Origin of the sequence: Pigmentiphaga humi, from assembly GCF_900606115.1 — a bacterium.
Classification (GTDB): Bacteria; Pseudomonadota; Gammaproteobacteria; order Burkholderiales; family Burkholderiaceae_B; genus Pigmentiphaga; species Pigmentiphaga humi.
In genome coordinates, this window is record NZ_UWPJ01000010.1 from 10,950 (window position 1) to 28,385 (window position 17,436).

Annotated in this window: 15 protein-coding genes; 2 read left to right on the forward strand and 13 right to left on the reverse strand. The window is 69.7% G+C overall.

Features of this window, described 5'->3' with window-relative positions:
• Position 1: 1 nt before the first annotated feature.
• The 6 genes from PIGHUM_RS05715 to PIGHUM_RS24155 are packed head-to-tail and all read right to left on the reverse strand — an operon-like array spanning position 2 to position 7,212.
• Positions 2-1,105: a type II secretion system F family protein gene (locus PIGHUM_RS05715; protein ID WP_124078433.1), complete on the reverse strand. Its 1,104-nt coding sequence runs from the start codon at positions 1,103-1,105 to the stop codon at positions 2-4.
• Complete coding sequence (locus tag PIGHUM_RS05720; protein WP_124078434.1) at positions 1,102-2,964, reverse strand: GspE/PulE family protein; 1,863 nt, start codon at positions 2,962-2,964, stop codon at positions 1,102-1,104. The genes PIGHUM_RS05715 and PIGHUM_RS05720 overlap by 4 nt, the downstream gene beginning before the upstream one ends.
• Positions 2,965-2,996: 32 nt before the next feature.
• Positions 2,997-3,485: a hypothetical protein gene (locus tag PIGHUM_RS05725; protein ID WP_124078435.1), complete on the reverse strand. Its 489-nt coding sequence runs from the start codon at positions 3,483-3,485 to the stop codon at positions 2,997-2,999.
• Entirely contained in the window at positions 3,478-4,782 is a 1,305-nt protein-coding gene (locus tag PIGHUM_RS05730) for a type IV pilus inner membrane component PilO (RefSeq protein ID WP_124078436.1), read from the reverse strand. Before PIGHUM_RS05730 ends, PIGHUM_RS05725 begins: the two co-directional genes overlap by 8 nt.
• A 6-nt stretch (positions 4,783-4,788) precedes the next feature.
• Positions 4,789-6,402, reverse strand: coding sequence for a hypothetical protein (locus tag PIGHUM_RS05735; RefSeq protein ID WP_246012944.1), 1,614 nt, complete (start codon positions 6,400-6,402; stop codon positions 4,789-4,791).
• A 3-nt stretch (positions 6,403-6,405) separates the two neighbouring features.
• Positions 6,406-7,212: a TrbG/VirB9 family P-type conjugative transfer protein gene (locus PIGHUM_RS24155; protein WP_246012946.1), complete on the reverse strand. Its 807-nt coding sequence runs from the start codon at positions 7,210-7,212 to the stop codon at positions 6,406-6,408.
• A gap of 114 nt (positions 7,213-7,326) precedes the next feature.
• Between PIGHUM_RS24155 and PIGHUM_RS05745 the strand changes: the two genes are divergently transcribed.
• Positions 7,327-8,070 carry a metallophosphoesterase gene (locus PIGHUM_RS05745; protein WP_124078437.1) on the forward strand — a complete coding sequence of 248 codons (744 nt, stop codon included), beginning with the start codon at positions 7,327-7,329 and terminating at the stop codon, positions 8,068-8,070.
• Between the two features lie 52 nt (positions 8,071-8,122).
• On the opposite strand, the gene ugpQ is transcribed toward PIGHUM_RS05745, so the two are convergent.
• The 6 genes from ugpQ to PIGHUM_RS05775 all read right to left on the reverse strand — a co-directional run bounded on the left by ugpQ (position 8,123) and on the right by PIGHUM_RS05775 (position 15,362).
• Complete coding sequence (gene ugpQ / locus PIGHUM_RS05750; RefSeq protein WP_124078438.1) at positions 8,123-8,893, reverse strand: glycerophosphodiester phosphodiesterase; 771 nt, start codon at positions 8,891-8,893, stop codon at positions 8,123-8,125.
• Entirely contained in the window at positions 8,893-10,380 is a 1,488-nt protein-coding gene (locus PIGHUM_RS05755) for an extracellular solute-binding protein (RefSeq protein WP_124078439.1), read from the reverse strand. Before PIGHUM_RS05755 ends, ugpQ begins: the two co-directional genes overlap by 1 nt.
• Positions 10,381-10,400: 20 nt before the next feature.
• Complete coding sequence (locus PIGHUM_RS05760; protein WP_124078440.1) at positions 10,401-11,651, reverse strand: D-amino acid dehydrogenase; 1,251 nt, start codon at positions 11,649-11,651, stop codon at positions 10,401-10,403.
• Between the two features lie 121 nt (positions 11,652-11,772).
• On the reverse strand, positions 11,773-12,990 hold the full coding sequence (locus PIGHUM_RS05765) for an NAD(P)/FAD-dependent oxidoreductase (RefSeq protein ID WP_124078441.1): 1,218 nt from the start codon (positions 12,988-12,990) through the stop codon (positions 11,773-11,775).
• Positions 12,991-13,055: 65 nt separating this feature from the next.
• Positions 13,056-14,246: an acetylornithine transaminase gene (locus tag PIGHUM_RS05770; protein WP_124078442.1), complete on the reverse strand. Its 1,191-nt coding sequence runs from the start codon at positions 14,244-14,246 to the stop codon at positions 13,056-13,058.
• 69 nt (positions 14,247-14,315) lie between these two features.
• Complete coding sequence (locus PIGHUM_RS05775; protein WP_124078443.1) at positions 14,316-15,362, reverse strand: CDP-6-deoxy-delta-3,4-glucoseen reductase; 1,047 nt, start codon at positions 15,360-15,362, stop codon at positions 14,316-14,318.
• A 32-nt stretch (positions 15,363-15,394) separates the two neighbouring features.
• On the opposite strand from PIGHUM_RS05775, the gene PIGHUM_RS05780 reads away from it, so the two are divergent.
• Positions 15,395-16,462 carry an NAD-binding protein gene (locus tag PIGHUM_RS05780; protein WP_124078444.1) on the forward strand — a complete coding sequence of 356 codons (1,068 nt, stop codon included), beginning with the start codon at positions 15,395-15,397 and terminating at the stop codon, positions 16,460-16,462.
• Positions 16,463-16,484: 22 nt separating this feature from the next.
• Here PIGHUM_RS05780 and PIGHUM_RS05785 read toward each other — a convergent pair whose 3' ends face one another.
• Positions 16,485-17,384 carry a LysR substrate-binding domain-containing protein gene (locus PIGHUM_RS05785; RefSeq protein ID WP_124078445.1) on the reverse strand — a complete coding sequence of 300 codons (900 nt, stop codon included), beginning with the start codon at positions 17,382-17,384 and terminating at the stop codon, positions 16,485-16,487.
• Positions 17,385-17,436: the final 52 nt, after the last annotated feature.

A 17,436-nucleotide genomic window follows, 5' to 3' on the forward strand; every position in this document is an offset into this window, starting at 1 on the left:
CTCAATGGCTGGAGTAGTAGTTGGTCAAGGCGATCCGCATCTCGTTGACGACGCCGACGTGCCAGAACACCAGTCCGAGCGCGACGCCTACCGCCCCGAGCAGCAAGGCCCAGCGCATCAGATTCGCCCGGGAGGCGACCTGCCTGGCGACGGTTGCTTCCAGCCGCGACCGCGACTGCTGCAGCGCGGCGTCCATGCCGCGCGCCGCGACCAGGTCGTTCAGGAACCAGAGCGTTTCGGCGTCGATGAGACCGGTATCGAAGGTCGCGCCGCCGACCCGGCCGTCGTCGATGTGGCCCAGCATCTGCTCCAGATGCCAGCGGGTCCACGCGCTGGCGCCTTCCATCAGCATGTCCAGCGCCTCGCGCAGCGCCGTCGTGACATTGCCGCGGCGCTTGACCATCACCGCCAGCGCGGCGAGGAAGCGGATGCTCTGGAAGTCCCGGTAGAGCCGCCACAGGAAGCAGCGATCGAGCAGCGTGCGCGCCCTGCCCGTCAGATTCGGCATGGACCACGCGACGACGTAGCCGGCCAGCGCCAGCGTGACGGCCATCGTGAAGGCATGCTGCCCGACGAATTCGGCGAATCCGAACAGGCCGCGCGTCAGGCGCCCCAGCATGTCGGGCGGCACCATGCCGAAAGCGTGCCGCAGGCGCGGCACGGTAAACAGCGGAACCGCCACCGCCATGGCGGCCGCCACGAGCACGGCGACGAACGCCACGGCGAGCGTTCCCAGCAAGGTGCGCCGCGCCTGGTCCACCAGCCGCGTCATTGCCGCCACGTCGCGCAGGGTCTGGCCGAGCGCGCCCGCGCCGCCGCGCTGCGCCATCCGGATCAGCACGAGATCCTGCCCGGGCAGCGTCGCCCGGAAGGTCTCATGGAGATCCCCGCCGCCGTCCTGGTAGCGCAGAGCCCAGTGCGCGGACAGTACGCCGCGCGGATGGCGCTTGTACCGGAGCGCATCGTCCACGAATATGTCGCGCAGCGTCTTGCGGCCATTGCTGGCATCCATCAGGTCGGCCAGGTAATCGTAGTAATCCGCGCGCGCATGGCGAAACCGCCACGCGGCCAGCGCCACCTGGGCGCGGCGCAACTGCCAGGTCATGGCCGGACTCCCTGCCGGCCCGCCAATGCGGGAACACGGCCGGAGGCCAGACGCCGTCCCCGCAAGCCGGCGCGCCGCGTCTCGCCGGCACGCCTGCGGCGCATCTGCACCGTCTCGAAACTCACGAAGCGCGGTTCGACGTCGCGCGGATCGATCAATCCCTGCGATGCCTTGTAGACGGCGCACTCCATCGCGGTCTTGCCGGTCATGTCGGGATCGTCGAAGGCGCTGCGCCGCCGGCTCAGGTAGTAGTCCCGCAGCGCCAGCGCATCGGCCCGGCGCACGAGCTTGAGAAAGCCGTCGTCCACGGCCGGATCGATCATTTCCGCGGCGACGGTCCTTCCCGCATAGCCGCGCAGCTCGGCCAGCGCCGTCTCGCGGCACGCCGGGCAGCCTTCGGGATTGCGCACGCGAAAGCGCGTGGGGTCGAGCCCGTATAGATCGTGCAGGCGCTCGCCATAGCTGCGCCAATGTCCGGGCCCACGCGCCGCCGCCCCGGCCCGGCCGTACAGAGAGTCGAACGGCAGCGCGCAGGCCGCGCACAGCCTGGGCAGCAGGGTCTGGTAGACCAGCAGCTTCAGTATTCCCGGCGTTGCCAGCAACTGGCGCGACACGCCGATGAACTCCGAGGCGAGGCGGTCCGGTATCAGGGCCGCCGCGCCTGCATGCGTGGTGGTGTAGAGGTTGCTGCCCGAACTGGCCAGGTCCATGAAGGCGCGCCCGGTGGACAGGTCGCGGATCTCGCCGATCAGCAGGTCGTTCATCGCCGATCGCTTGATGGTCTTGAGCTTGGCGTCGAATTCGTTGGATACCGAACCGTCGAGCGAACGACTGACGCTGTTCTGCAGGGCATTGGGTATCAGGTATTCGACCGGATCCTCGAGCGTGATGACCTTGCGGGTAGGCGGTATCGACGACATCATCGACGCGATGGTCGTGGACTTCCCCGAGCCCACCACGCCCGCCAGCACGATCGCGCCGCCTTCCGCGACCAGCGCGCGCTGCATGGCGCGGATCTGCGACGGCAGATATCCCAGCTGCGCGAAATCCAGCGGCTGCGCCTGCAGGTCCATGCGCAGGAGACGCAAGGTCACGGAAGCGCCGGCGTCGGTTGCCAGCGATGCCCATCTGAGCATGAACGAGGTGCCATCGACTTCGTGCAGGATGCTGCCCTGCTGCTCGACCACGGGATCGAACACGGCGCCGTTGCCGCCCTGTATGTCCATGTAGGCCACGGCCAGGATGTCCATCAGCGTCGCGGTCTGCATGCCGCGAAAGCGCTCCGGCATGACGTAGCGGCCACCGACCGTATAGCGGATCTCGGATTCGGGCTGGGCGATGCGCACGTTGACGTGGATGTCGCTGGCGGCGTGGCGTACGCCCCAGGCGACGATGTCGTGGAAAGCGGCCGCCATCGAACTCTTGACCGGATCCATCAATACGCGCCGGCGCGACCTCAAGGCGTCGCCGGTGATCTGGCCCCTGACGATGGACAGCAGCAGCGTGGCCGGCACGACCACCCTAGCCGGCCGCGCCAGAATCCTGCCGCGCTGCGCCACCATGCGTTCGAATTCTTCGATCTGTTCGCTTTGCGCATATTCGTCCACCGTGAACAGCGCGACGTGCCCGTTGTCGAGTTCGACGGGGCAGAGCTTGTTCAACAGCCCTCCCACATCGAACTCGGCGCGCAGCGCGCGCTTGAAGGCCGGCGTCATGCGGGCGAGCCGGTCGCGGCTGTCTACCCGTGCCGGCGCGGGCGGCGCTGCGCCGGGCTCGTTCGGAAACGCGCCGGCAGGAGCGGCATCGGCCGCGAGCCGAAGACTCCAGGGATGGCGCAGGCGCTGGAAACTGATGGACATGCGGGCTCCTTCGATGCGTGACGGGAAACGGCTCACGGACGCGGCAGCGGGACCGGCGCTTGCAGCGCATGCACGCCGGGCGCCATGGCCGCAACCGGCCTGGCGGGCGGCGTGGGCAGAGCTGCGGACGCATCGAAGCAGGCCGTTCGTTCAGCCGCCCCTTTGCGCAGGACCACGCAGCCATCGTCGATGCGCCGCAGCACGTAGTCCTGCCTGCCGGCGGACGCGCCGCGCGCCTGCTCCCGGCCCTGCCGGTACAGGCGCGGCTGGCCGTTGACGACCACCACCGCCGTCAGCGCGCCTTTCGTGCCGTACAGCGACGCCAGCGCCAGCGTGTCGCCCGCCGCCGCAACGGCCCGCGCCGGCGCGGGCTTGGGAGTCCGGGATCGTTCGGCGACGAGCGCCCGCTCGGTGTCGAGCCGCAGCATCTCGCGCACGCGGTCCAGTTCGGGTTCGGCTGCCGCGGCGTGCCCGGCGAAAAGCGCCACCGCCGCGACGAACGGCGCCATATAGTCATTCATGCGCATACAGCACTCCGGAAATGCCGGCCATGATCCGGCTGCGATTCAACGACGGCGCGGCGCCGTCATCGATGGTGAGCGACACCTGGCGCCATTCGATCTGGCCGTCGAGTTCCTCCGGCACCGCCAGCAGCGACCGCAGCGGCCCCTCGAGGCGCAGCGCCCGTTCGAACAGCGCCGGCATACCGGCGGGCCGCTCCAGTTCCCGCCCCTGTTCGTCGTGCGGCGCCTGGATGCGCAGCGGCGCGAATTCGCCTACGGCCGCTCCGCTCAGCAAGGGCAAAATGCGCTGCACCGCGCTGAGGGCATGCCCGTCCTGCCAGGTGCGGTCCCGCAGCGCGGCCGGGTCGAGCGGACCGCCGCCCGCATCCAGTGAGAAATGGGCAACGACGGCATCCATGGGTTGCCATGTTTCCTGCCAGCCCGCCGGACGGGCTTCCAGGAAACTGGCATTGGTCGCCTGCCGCGCCTGCCTGTCGTACCTGGCCGCGCACGACCAATCCTGCGCCGCGGCCCGCTTGCACGACGCCGAGGCCAGACGCCAGCCGCCGATCCCGGCGGGCAGTTCCGCCAGGCCCGCCAGCAGCCGCGCCCGATCGGCGGAGCCATGCACGCGAACGTTCCGCAGTGCCCGGTCCAGCGATTGCCGCCACGCGGACGCGGCATCGACCGGCTCGGCCGGCACGGCCGCAACCTGGCGGCTGCGATAGCCATCCCACGCCGCCCGGCCCCCCAGGGCCAGCGCGCATCCGAGCGCGGCAACGGCCAGCGGCTTCGGCAGCGCGGGCAAGGCCCAGCCGCACTCGCGCAAGCCGCAGGCCTGGGCGTCGGCAGGCAGCAGGGCCGACAGATCACCGGTCTCGCCGTCTTGCGGCCCATACACGTCGAGGCCGTCGCCATAGCGCTCGACGAGATCCGCCAAAGCCTGCTCGGCGTCCTGTTCCGAGACATAGAGACGATCGGAATGCGTCAGCACTTTGCCTGACTGCACGGCCACCACCCAGATCCGCCCGTCGGGCAGGCGCGCGCGCAACGCCGCCACGCCGTGCCGGTGCCCGGCGGCGAAAGCCAGCGCCCCGCTGTAGAGCAGCCGTGCGCCGCGGCGGTCGGCGCGCCCCAGCCGCACGACGCCGACCGCCTCGGAGCGTCCGTCGTGCGCATAGTGCGTGGCGCGCATCTGCCGCGCCGTCTTGCGCGCGCGGCGGTCGAGCCGGCTGCCCAGAATGGTGTGCCAGCGCATGCCCAGGATCAGCATCCGCTCGTCGCCATCCACGCGATGGAGGAGATAGTCGGCCATGGCGCCTCAATAGCCCTCTTCGACCTGCGCCGTGATCAGCACGACCGTGCTGCGCCGCTCGCGGGATGCCTTGCCCGACCCGCCGAGCAGCAGGGGCGCATCGTCGTCCAGGCGGCGCTTGTCGTACTGTTCCTGGCTGCGTTCGAACCCCGACACCAGCACGGGCTGGCCCGGACGCAACTCGACCTGCTGCACGGTGCCCATGCCGTCCACCGTTTTCTGCTGCAGTTGCACCTGGCTGCCGCTGGCGCCGAAAGTCAGCGTCTTGAGCGGCTGCGCGACGGTGCTGTCGTAGGCGATGGAAAGCAGGATCTGGCCGTCGTCCTGCGCGTCGGGGATCACGGTCAGGAAAGAACCGACGGTTTCTTCTTTCTGCGTGACCGAAGGCGCGGTGGACGTGCCCGCCGCCGACGCCACCGTCGTCACCTGCACCTGGTCGATATAGGTGAAGGTGGTCCGCACCGCATGCGTCACGGGACGCCGGTTCAAGGTCTGCAGGGGAACGGTGGTGTGCCGCGTAATGGTGCCGACTTCGCTCAGCGCCTTGAGGACCAGGGCGGTGCCGTCCCAGCGGCCGCCGGTGATAGACAGTCCCAGCCCCGCGCCGGCGATGTCGGACACCAGCGAGCCGGGCGTCCCGCCCTGCACGGCATCGCGGGTGCGCCGGTAGACCAGGTTCCAGTCTATGCCGTGCTCGTTCTGGTTCTTGGCGACCAGCTCGATTTCTTCGAACATCAGGCGTACGCGACGGGTCAGCGCCTTGTTCTCGCGCTCCAGGAACGCAGCGATGCGATCCAGCGATTCGGGAACGTCGGTGACGACGACCAGGCCCGAAGCATCGCCATTGGCGGCGATGACGCCCGCGCGCGTCAGGAACGGTTCGAGCTTGCCTTTGACGGCGGCCAGCGCGTCGCCCGTGCCCGACTCGATCCGCGTGGCCGACGCGCTTTCGAACGAGCCGGAGCTTCCGCCCGCCGAGCGTCCCAGGCTGGCGGCGGAGGTGGCCTTCAGCGTCAGCGCGCGTACATTGAAAGTACGCGTCTCGGTGCGATAGAACACGATGGCATCCGACTCGTACTTCCAATGGACCCCGAGCCGGTTGGCCGCCAGATCCAGCAGGCGCGGCAGCGGGTGCAGCCCCATGGGCAGCGCGACCGAGGCCGAGGACGGCGCGGCGGACGGCCCGCCCGATGCAGCGGTGGAGGCCAGCCGCGGCATGAAGGCCTCGATGGGCAGCAGCGCATCGGGGCGGACGCGCACCTGGATGCCCGTGGCCAGTGCGATCTGCTCGCCCAGGGTAGGCAGATCGACGCGTCCGCCGGGAAACATCAGGGCGGTCTCGACCGAGGCCCGCAGCGGTTCGGGCAGCACGACTTCGCGCGACAAGGGCAGGGGCTTGCCCGCCAGCCAGGGCCGTTCGACCTCTTGGGCCAGGACGCGCCGGCGCGCATCGACCACCGACTGCTGGAAGCCTATGCGCGCGCTGGCGATGCTGTCGGCCGTGCGGGCCGCGCCATCGTCGATCTGGCGGATGGCGTCGATGTGTCCGCAGCCGCCGGCAAGCAGCAATGCAGACATCGCGCCGCGACTCAGGCGGATGGGAAAGGGGACGTGTGCCATGTCTTACCCCTGGCGCGCCGTCTCGGCCGCGCGGCGGTCGCACGATTCGGCGTAGGCGATCACGCGCAGCACTCGGTTCGAATAAAAGCACGGCTGCAGCGGATGGGCGGAGAGCTCGGTCGCCGCGAGCAGTTCGCGCACCGCGCTCTTGAAGTCGCTGCCCAGCGAGGCCGACCCGGCCAGCGGAATATCGACATGGACGGCCCAGTGTTCGGTATCGAAGGTCCACCCCGCCAATCCGGCCCAGCGCCTGAGGGCCTGCCGCATGTTGCGGTCCGCCGGCGTGGCCTCGTAGACCTGGGCGGCCCGGACCGGCATGCGCGCCGCCATGGCGGCGGCCGGCTGGGGATCCGGCGGCAGGCGCGCGGTTTGCATCACGGGGAAATCGGCCCGCCCTGCAGGCTCGCCGCCCCAGGACTCGGACTGACGCGCCGTTCCCATCGACGCGCCGCGGAGCGTGCGTCCCTGGTAGCGCACGCTGGCGGTGACCTCGCCGATGCGCAAGGCGAACTCCCTCGCCATGCCCGCGACCACGGCATAGCCGCCTTCCCAGCTCACGGGCGCCAGGCGGTCGCCTTCCGGGCCGGAGCTGAAGATGGCGGGCGGCACCTGGCCCGCGCGGAACTGCATGTAGGTCTGGCGGCCGTCGTCGAAGACCTGGACCGGTGCGACGCGTTTGTCGCCCGCCACGCGATACGCGAAGTCGTAGCCGCCCTGGCCCTGCCCCGCGGGCACGGCTACCGGAGATTGCGCATGCGCCAGGCAGCATGCGGACAGGGCGGCGATCGGAAGCAGGCGGCAGGAAGGCATAATGACCCTTGGCAAGACAGCGCGGTCCAGACCGCGTCCATGCCCGGCATCGTGCCGCAGGCCTTCCGGCCCGGATAGCGTGTGAACTACGTACGTAAGGATGGATTTGTCCGCATGCGCATCAGAGTCCTCTCCGACCTTCACCACGAACATTTCGGCGGCCGGCGCCCGCTGCCGCAGGCGCCGGCCGACCTGGTCGTGCTGGCCGGAGACATCCATACCCACGACCAGGGCATCACCTGGGCGGGCGCGGCATTCTCCGGCACGCCGGTAATCTACGTACCCGGCAACCACGAGTACTACGGCGCGCACATGGCGCGGTTGGACCGCAAGATGGACGACACCGCGCGCGCCGCGGGCATCCGCCTGCTGCAGAACCAGTCGTGGGAATATGGCGGCGTGCGCTTCCTGGGCACGACGCTGTGGGCGGATTTCGCGCTGTACGGATCGCCTGCGGACGAAGTCGCGCAAGCCATGGCGCTGCGGGTGATGCCGGACTTCAGTTGCATCGATACCGATGCGGGCCGCTTTACCCCGGCCGCCTGTATCGCGCTGCACAGGCAGGCGCGCGGCTGGCTGGCGGCGCAACTGGACGTGCCGCATGCCGGCCCCACCGTCGTCGTGACGCACCACGCCCCGAGCGAGCGCTCCGTGGCGCCGCAGTACAAGGGCAACGCGCTCTCGCCCGCGTTCTCGTCGCAGCTCGACGATCTGGCCGCCAAGGCGGACCTATGGATACACGGCCACACCCACAACTGCTTCGATTACCGCATCGGCAAGGCGCGCGTCGTGGCCAACCCTGGCGGCTATCCCGGCGAGAATGCCGAATTCGATCCGGCCCTGGTCATAGAAATCTGAGCGGGCCGCATGGCCTGCCGGTGAAGCCCGCCTGGCGCGGCGGACGCGCGGCTCAGCGAAAATCCGCGCCGATCAGGTCGTAGCGATCGGTGCAGATCGCATCCACGCCCCACGAGAACAGCTGGCGCGCCCGGGCCGGTTCGTTCACCGTGTAGCACATCAGGCCGTAGCCTGCTCCGGTGATGCGCAACGCCAGCGCGGCATCGAGCGCGTCGTGCCGGCAATGCAGCGAAACGCAGTCCAGCGCCTCCAGCTGCCCGGCCCAGTCGTCCGGCACTTCCTCGACCAGCAGGCCGCGCGGGATATGAGGCGCCGCAGCGCGGGCCGCGCCGAGCGCCGTGGCCGAGAACGAGGAAAACAGCGGCAGGCGCGCCGCCCCCGCCATCCCGGGATACAGTTCGGCGATCAAGCGGCCGACGATGTCGCCGGTATCGACGTCATGCCCCGGCGCGGGCTTGATCTCCACATTCATCCAGAGCCCGTGGTCGTCCAGCCATGACGCGACCTCTTGCAGCGCAGGCACCGGCTCCCCCAGGAAATCCGGGCCGAACCAGCCGCCCGCGTCCATCCGCGCCAGCTCTTCGGAGGCGAACGCCGACACGCTGCCGACACCCGGAACGGTACGGCCCAACTGGCTGTCGTGCATCAGGACGGGAATGCCGTCGGCGGCGAGCATGACGTCGAACTCGACGCCGCGCATGCGGCGGGCATGGGCTTCGCGCATGCCCGCCAGCGTATTTTCCGGGGCGAGCTTGCCGCCGCCCCGGTGGGCCAGGACCCGGGGATAGGGCCAGCGCGACAGCGCGTCGGCCCCCGCGGCCATCACTTGGCCTTGCCGTTCATAACGGCGCTGGCGCGCGTCACCGCGTCGTCCAGGCCTTGTTTGGGCGGCTTGCTGCCGTTCCAGATCGCGTCGAGTTCGTTGTCCATGATCTGGCTGACGCGGTCGTAGTGGTTCAACCGGAAGCCACGGGTGAACTGCTGCTGCGGACGCGACATCGATTCGATCACGCCCATGGCGCCGGGAATGCTCTTGTAATAGGACACCTCGGAAGCCCGGTAGGAGGCTTCGGTCAGCGGCAGGAACCCGGACTTTTGGTGCCATTCGGCCGCGACCACCGGCGACGCCAGGTAGGCGATGAAGGTGGCCAGAGCCTTCTGCTCGGCGGTGGCGTGCCCCGCCAGGGCCCAGAACGCCGAACCGCCGACGAAAGGCGTGGCCGGACGCGTGGCCTCTTCCTCGTAATAAGGCAGCGGCGCGATGCCGTACGAGAACTTGGCCTTTTCCTGGATCTGCGCCAGTGCGCTGGTGCCGCTGGTCAGGACGGCGCACTGCCCGGAGGCGAACTGCGCATCGGCTTGATCGCGTTCGCTTCGCACCGGGAACAGCTGGCTGCGCACCCAGCTCATCATGAGCGCCATGTGACGCACGTGCAGCAGGTTGTTGGCCAGCAGCTGCGCGCCGTTGGCGCCGTCCAGCCCGTTGTTGCGCGTGGCGTAGGCGACGTTGTGCATGGCCGACAGGTTCTCGATGTGTACCCAGGTCTGCCAGCTCGAGGCATAGGGACAGTCGACGCCGTTCTGGTTCAACGCGATCAGGTGGCCCTGCATCTCGCGCCAGGTGCGCGGCGGCGCGTCCGGGTTCAGCCCGGCGCGCTGGTAGAGATCGCGGTTGTAATAGTAGACCGGCACGTCGGCCATCCACGGCAGCGCCAGCAGGCGGCCGCGCGCATCGCGCATCGTGCTGGTGGTCTGCGGCAGGAACCAGCGCAGGTCCTTGACCGGGTACTTGGCCAGCAGCTCGTACATGGGCAGGATGGCGCCCTGGCGCGCGATGAACTCGGGCGAGCGGTAGTCGGGCAATTCGACCAGGTGCGGCGCGCGGCGCGCACGCACGGCGGCCAGGCCGTCGTCGATCAGCGCTTCGGGCGACGGCTTGGCCGTGACCTTGACGGTGAAACCATGCCCCTGGTCATTGAAACGCTGCACCAGCGAATCGAATTCGCGAGCCTGCTCGGCGTTCATGGTATGCCATACCTGAAGCTCGATCGGTCCGTTCTGCGGCTGCATCGCGGCGGCGGCTCCCGCCGCGGCCGCTCCTGCCGCCGCCCCCGCAGCGGCCGGCTTCTTCGCCGGCGCCTTGCTGGCCGCAGCCTTGCCGGCCGGCTTCGCCGCGGGCTTGGCCGTGCTTTTCTTGGCGCCCTGGGCGGCAGCCATGCCCGCGCCCCCAAGAGCCAGCATGCCGGCCGACAGCGCCGACACGCCCCACTTCAACCAGCGCCCGTTCGGCTGCATCAATCGGTTCTTCAAAGACATGCTCCAGCGGAAATTCACAAAAAGGGAAATTCGACCTGCGGCCGGCGGCCGCAAACGAGATCGGCCAGCGCCCTGCCCGAGCCGCAGCCCATGGTCCACCCCAGCGTCCCGTGACCGGTGTTGAGGTAGAGATTGGGCAAGCGGGTGCGCCCGATCAGCGGCACGTTGGACGGCGTGGTCGGACGCAGGCCCGACCAGTATGCAACCCGGTCCAGGCCCAGCGCTCCGGGGAACAGTTCGCCCACGAGCCGCGTCAGGGATTCGCAGCGCGTGCGGTTCAGAGCGCGCGAATAGCCTGCAAGTTCCGCAGTGCCTGCGACCCTGAGCCGGTCGCCAAGGCGCGAAAATACCACTTTATGCGCGCTGTCAGTCAGACTCACGGTGGGCGCCCGGGAGGGGTCGGTAACAGGGTATGTCGCGGAGTAGCCCTTGGCCGGATAGACCATGCAGGATACCCCCAGCGGCCTGACCAGTTCCGGCGTGAAGCTGCCCAGCGCGGCCACGAACACGTCGCCCTGGACGCGGGCGTAGCGCCCATGGGCGTCGATGGTCTCGACCGCCTTGACCCAGCCGCCCTCGTCGACCAGGCGGGTGGCCTGCGTGGAAAACTGGAATTCGACCCCGGCCTCGGCGGCCTTGCGCGCCAGCGCGGTGGTGAACAGATACACATCGCCGCTTTCGTCGGCAGCCGTGTAGTCGCCGCCGACGATGCGATGGCTTTGCGGAGCCAGTGCGGGCTCCAGCACCACCAGCTCCTCGGTACTGAGGATTCGCCGGTCCACGCCGTACTCGCGCATCAGGTCGGCGGCCTTTTGCGAGGCGTCGAACTCGGCGGCATCGCGGTAGAAATTGATGATGCCCTTTTCCAGATGATCGTACCGGATGCCCAGTTCCGCGCGCATCTCCTGCAGGGTCGCACGGCTGTAGGAGGCCATGTTGACCAGCGCGCGGACGTTGCGCGGCAGGCGGTCGGGCAGGCATTCGCGCAGAAAGGCCAGACACCAGAGCCATTGATGCCAGTCGGCATGCAGGCGGAACAGCAGCGGCGCATCGCTCCGCGTCAACCAGCGCGCCAGCTTGAGCGGCGTCCGCGGATTGGCCCAGGGTTCGGCGTAGGAGACCGAGATCTGGCAACCATTGGCGAAACTGGTTTCCTGCGCCGGACCGGGCTGTCGATCGATCACCGTGACCTCGTGGCCGGCCTGGCGCAACCACCATGCGCTGGACGTGCCGATGATCCCGCTACCTAGTACGACGACTTTCATCCTGGCTCCTCTGATGCGGCGCGGCGATGCGCCGCGGGCCGCCCCGGCCGGCGGCGCAAAGCTGTAAGTGTATCGCTGCTGCGGCCCCGGGCACGGACGGCCGCGGCGGGCCTTCGCGGCGTCACCCCGCAGGCTTGAGCGGCGCGGCCGGATCTGCCGAGGCCGTGCGGTCCGGCGATTGTCCGGCCTGCATGAGCTTGCGCGCCGTCATCTGGTCCACCGGCGAATTGACCGATTCGATCACGCGAAGTTGCGCGCCCTCGAAATGCAGGACCGAAAAGCCATTGCCGCGGCTGGCGGGACGCACGACGCTGTCGTAGCCGGGCCGCCACAGGCCGGTGATCTGCAGGCGCGCATCCCCCTGGTCGGACCAAAACCACGGCACGGCCGCATAGGGCTGCGGTTCGCCGCACAGTCGCGCGGCCAGGGTCCTGGCCTGGTCGTTGGCGTTCTGCACCGACTCCAGGCGCAGCGGCTGCGGCCACGCGGGATGGGGGAACGAGGTGCAATCGCCGATGGCCGAAACGGCGGGATCGGCCGTGGCCATGGTCGCGTCCACGACGATGCCGTCGCGGCAATCCAGGCCGGCGGCGCGGGCCAGCTCCACGTCGGGCTGCGCTCCCAGTCCCGCGACGACGAGATCGACGGGCAGGGGCTCGCCGCGCACGACGACCGCCACCGCGCGTCCGTCGGCCACTTCCAGGCCGTCCACCCGAGTATCGAGACGGATGTCGGTGCCGGCCTTGCGGTGGGTCTCCAGCAGGAAGGCGGAAATCTCGGGTGAGACCGAGCGCGCGAGCAGGCGCGGCATGGCCTCGAATACCACGACTTCCTTGCCCAGCTGCCGCGCCGTGGCGGCGATCTCCAGGCCGATGAAGCCGCCGCCCAGCACCGCCACCCTGCCGGCTGCCGGCAGCGCTTCGCGCAAGGCCTGCGCCTGGGCATAGGTGCGCAGGTAGTGCACACCCGGCGTGTCGGCCGGCACGCCGGGCAGCTCGCGCGCCGTCGCGCCGGTGGCCAGCACCAGGTGGTCGTAGGCAAGCGTGCCGCTGCCCTGCACCGCCGACACCTCGAGCGCCTTGCGGGCGCGGTCGATGGCGCGCACGCGGGTGCCGAGCCGCAGTTCGATGCCGGCCTGCTCGTAGAAGGAAGCGGCTTTCAACTCGGGCAGCGCCGCCTCCGGATCCTTGATCAATGTCTTGGACAGGGGCGGACGATGATAGGGAATGTGCGGTTCATCGCTGACCAGCACGATCTGGCCGGCATACTGCTTTTCGACCAGGGAGGCGGCCAGTTGCGCGGCGGCGTGTCCGCCGCCCACGATCACGAGTCGGGTCATGGGTTCTCTCCAGGGGGCCGTGGCGGCCCTCGCCGGGCCGCCGCCGGCAGCCCGGCTTGGATGGCTTACTTGCGCATCCCGGTGATGATGCCGTCGAGCTGTTCGAGCATGGCGTCGATCTCGCCGGTCGTCACGTTCAGCGCGGGCATGAAGCGCAGCAGATTGCCGCGCGGCGCGTTCAGCAGCAGGCCATGAGGCGCCAGCGCGCGGGCGCGGTCGACGATGGCCGGACCGTCGTCGCGGTCCATGATCAGCGCGCGCAGCAGGCCGTTGCCGCGCTCGCCCGGCATGCCCCACTTGGCGGCCAGCGCCAGCAGGCCCCTGGACAGGTGTTCGCCGCGCTCGCGCACGCCTTCCAGGAAACCCGGCGCCGCCAGCGCGTCGAACACCGCCGCGCCGATCGCGGTCATCAGCGGATTGCCGTTGTAGGTCCCGCCCTGGTCGCCGTGCTTGAACACGCAGATTTCCTCGCGCGCCAGCATGGCGGCCAGCGGCGCGCCGCCGCCTATGCCCTTGCCGAGAGTCATGATGTCGGGCCGGACGCCCGCCTGCTCGTAGGCGAACATGGTGCCGGTGCGGCCCATGCCGGTCTGCACTTCATCGACGATCAGCAACAGCTTGCGCTCGTCGGCCAGCTTGCGCAGCGCCTGCATGAACTCGGTCGTGGCGGGAATGACCCCGCCCTCTCCCTGCACGGGTTCGAGCATGATGGCAACGGTCTGGTCGTCGATCAGCGCCTCGACCGAGGACAGGTCGTTCAGGTCGGCCTTGGGGAAACCGTCGACCTGCGGCGCGAAGATCGTGCTCCAGCCGGGCTTGCCCGAAGCCGACATGGTCGCCAGCGTGCGGCCATGGAAGCTGTGGTCGAAGGTGACGATCTTGAAAGCGCCCTGCTTGTGCACCTGGCCCCATTTGCGCGCCAGCTTGATCGCGCCTTCGTTGGCCTCGGCGCCGCTGTTGGCGAAGAACACGCGGTCGAAGCAGGAAGCCCCGGTCAGCCGCGTGGCCAGTTCGATCGACGGCAGGTTGTAGAACGCCGGCGACGGATTCAGCAGCAATTGCGACTGCTTCTGCACGGCTTGCACGATCTCGGGCGGGCAATGACCCAAGCAGTTGACGGCCCAGCCCTGGATGAAATCGAGATAGCGCTTGCCCGCATGATCCTCCAGCCACGACCCCTGCCCTCGGACGAACACGAGGTCCGGACGCTGCGTGATCTCCATGAGGGCGTTGACGTTGAACTGGCCGAATTCCATGACTCAAACTCCTTGCGTGCCCGGGGGGCGAAAAATGGAAGACCCGCCGAGGCGGCGGGTCGATGAACATTACACGGTGTTGCGGGCGATGTCTGCCTCGGACGTGAAAGAATCCGCATAAAACTCGTCCTCCGGCAACCCGCAGTGCTGCACGAAGTCGCGTTGTGCCGATTCCACCACGATGGGCGCGCCGCAGGCATAGACCTGGTAGCCGGACAGGTCGGGCAGGTCTTCCATCACCGCGCGGTGTACGAAGCCCGTGCGCCCGCTCCAGGCGTCTTCGGGCAAGGCGTCGGACACGACCGGTACGTAATGGAAATCGGGCACGCTCCCGGCCCAGGCGAGCGCGGCCTCGTCGAGATAGAGGTCGCGCGGGCGGCGTCCGCCCCAGTACAGGCGCACCGGGCGGCGGATATCCTGGCGGATCATGTGCTCCACCATCGCGCGGATCGGCGCGAAGCCGGTGCCGCTGGCCACCATGACGATGGGCTTGTGGCTGTCCTCGCGCAGGAAGAACGAACCGAACGGCCCCTCGAAGCGCAGGATGTCGCGCTCCTTGAGCCGGGTCGCGCCCGCGCCGAAGACGTGGTCGGTGAAAGCGCCGCCGGGCAGATGGCGGACGTGCAGCACCAGGCTGCCTTCCTCGTGCGGCGCATTGGCCATGGAATAGGAACGGCGGCGGCCGTCCTTCATGATGATCTCGACGTATTGGCCGGCGTTGAAGCGCAGCTGCTCGGTGGCGGGCAATTGCAGGCGCAGGATGCGCACGTCGGGCGCCGCCTCGGTAATGGACTGCACCCGGCAAGGCATCTTGCGGATGGGGATGTCGCCGATGCCGGCGACTTCGCGCGCCTCGATGGTCAGGTCGGTCTGCGGCCGCGCCACACAGAACAGCGTCAGGCCGGCCTCGATCTCTTCCGGCGTGAGGGTCTGGGCCTGGTGCGGCCCGAGCTCGACGCTCCCCTCGACCAGCCGGCCCTTGCACGACGAACATGCGCCATTCTTGCAGCTATAGGGCAACATAACGCCTGCGTGCAGCGCGGCGTCGAGCACGGTCTGGCCTTCCTGGACCGAGAACTGGTGCCCGCTGGGCAGAACGGTGACCTGATGACTCATCACCTGGATCCTATGAAAACGGTGGAAATTCGATGAATGATGCACAGCCCGCGCGCGCTGCCCGCCTCGGCCGTCCGCGCCTGCTGATCGTGGGCTGCGGCGATGCGGGCACGCGCGTGCTGGAGCGTCTGGCCGGCCGCAAGCGGGTGTTCGCGCTGACCTCCAGCCCGGAGCGCCTGGCCGAACTGCGGGCCGCCGGCGCGGTGCCGCTGCTGGGAGACCTCGACCGGCCGGGCCAGTTGCGGCGCCTGCGCGGGCTGGCTGCCGCCGTCCTCATGCTGGCCCCGCCGGCCACCCAGGGCGAAGGCGATCCGCGCTCGCGGCGGCTGGCGGCGGTACTGCGGCGGCCATCCCGCCAGGCGCATGCTGCGCCGCCCGGTGAAGGCCGCGGCGCGCGCGGCCGCCGGCAAGCCCTCATTGTAGCCAAACGGCGCCGCGACGCCCCGCGCGGGACCGTCCCTGCGCTGACGGTGGTCTATGCCAGCACCACCGGCGTCTACGGCGATGCGCGAGGGCGCCGGCTGGCCGAGACGGCCCCGGCGCGCCCGGTCTCGGCGCGCGGCCGCCGGCGCGTGGCGGCCGAAGCGGCGTGGCGGGCACCGGCGCGCGCGCGGGCCCGCCAGGCCTGGCTCGGCCTGGCGCCCTGGCGCGCCACCGTGCTGCGCATTCCCGGCATCTACGGCCGCGACCGGCTGCCGCTGGAACGGCTGCGCGCGGGCCTGCCGCGCCTGGCGCCGGGCGAGGACGTCTATACCAACCACATCGAGATCGGCGATCTGGCGCGCGCGCTCGAAACCGCGCTCTATCGCGGCCGGCCGCAGCGCATCGTCCATGCCGCCGACGGCCAGGACCTCAAAATGGGCGACTATTTCGATGCGGTCGCCGATGCCGCCGGCCTGCCGCGCCCGCCGCGCCTGTCCGCCGCGCAGGTTCGCGCCGCCGTCAGCCCTGCCATGTGGTCTTTCATGCAGGAGTCGCGCAGGCTGGACAATCGCCGCCTCCTGGCCGAACTTCGCGTGCGCTTGCGCCATCCTTCGGTGGGCGACGCGCTGGCGGAATGGTATCGCCCGGCAGCGGCCGAGGCCTCCCGCGCACGCTGAATCCCCGGCCCGTCCGGCGCGCTCACCGCGCAGCCGCGATGCGCGCCTCGTGCTCGCGTCCCTGCGACTGCAGCCAGGCATTCAGCGCCTCCAGCGCAGGGTCGTCCGCCCGATGGCGCTCGCGCACGAAGAAATAGTCGTCGGCCGGCGCCAGCACGTCGGGAAACAGCGCTTCCAGGCGGCCGGCCTCCAGCTCCTCCTGCATCAGGTAGCGCGGTCCCATCGCCACGCCCAGGCCGTCCAGCGCGGCCTCGACCGCCAGATAGGTATGGTCGAAGCCGAGCCGGGCCTGCGGCTGCAGGTGCGGCGCGCCGGCCACGGCCAGCCAGCGCTGCCAGTCGTCCGGCCGCATGTCGGCGGTCAGCCAGGTCTGCTGCGCCAGCTCCTCGAAACAGGCCGGCCTCGCCCGTCCGCCGCGCGCCCACAACGGCGTCACGGCCTCCTTCATGAAGGCGGTCTCGATCAGATCGGGCTCGCCGCTGCGGCCGCGCCGGATCGCCGCATCGACCCCGCCCGGCAGCGCGTGCGCGCGGTCGCGCCGATTGTTGAGCTGGATCTCGATGTGGGGATGCAGGCGCAGGAAACCGGTTAGCCGGGGCAGCAGCCAATGCAGCGTCATGGTGGGCGGCGCGCTGATCACCAGCTTGCGGCCGGTCTCGGGGCACGCGCGTTCGACCGCGCCCGCGAGGCGATCGAAGAGATCGCGCAGGTCGCCGGCCAGCACCCGGCCGGCCGCGGTGGGTTCGAGCTGGCGGCCGCGCCGCTCGAATAGCGCCGCGCCCAGCCAGCGCTCCAGATTCAATACCTGCTTGCTGACGGCGCCGTGCGATACGCACAGCTCCTCGGCCGCCCGCACCACGCTGCCCAGGCGCGCGACGGCCTCGAAGGCTTTCAGGCTGTTCAAGGGCGGCAGGCGGCGCATACATGTTCCTTTTTCTCACATCATAGCCGACATCAATTCCATGGACCGCATC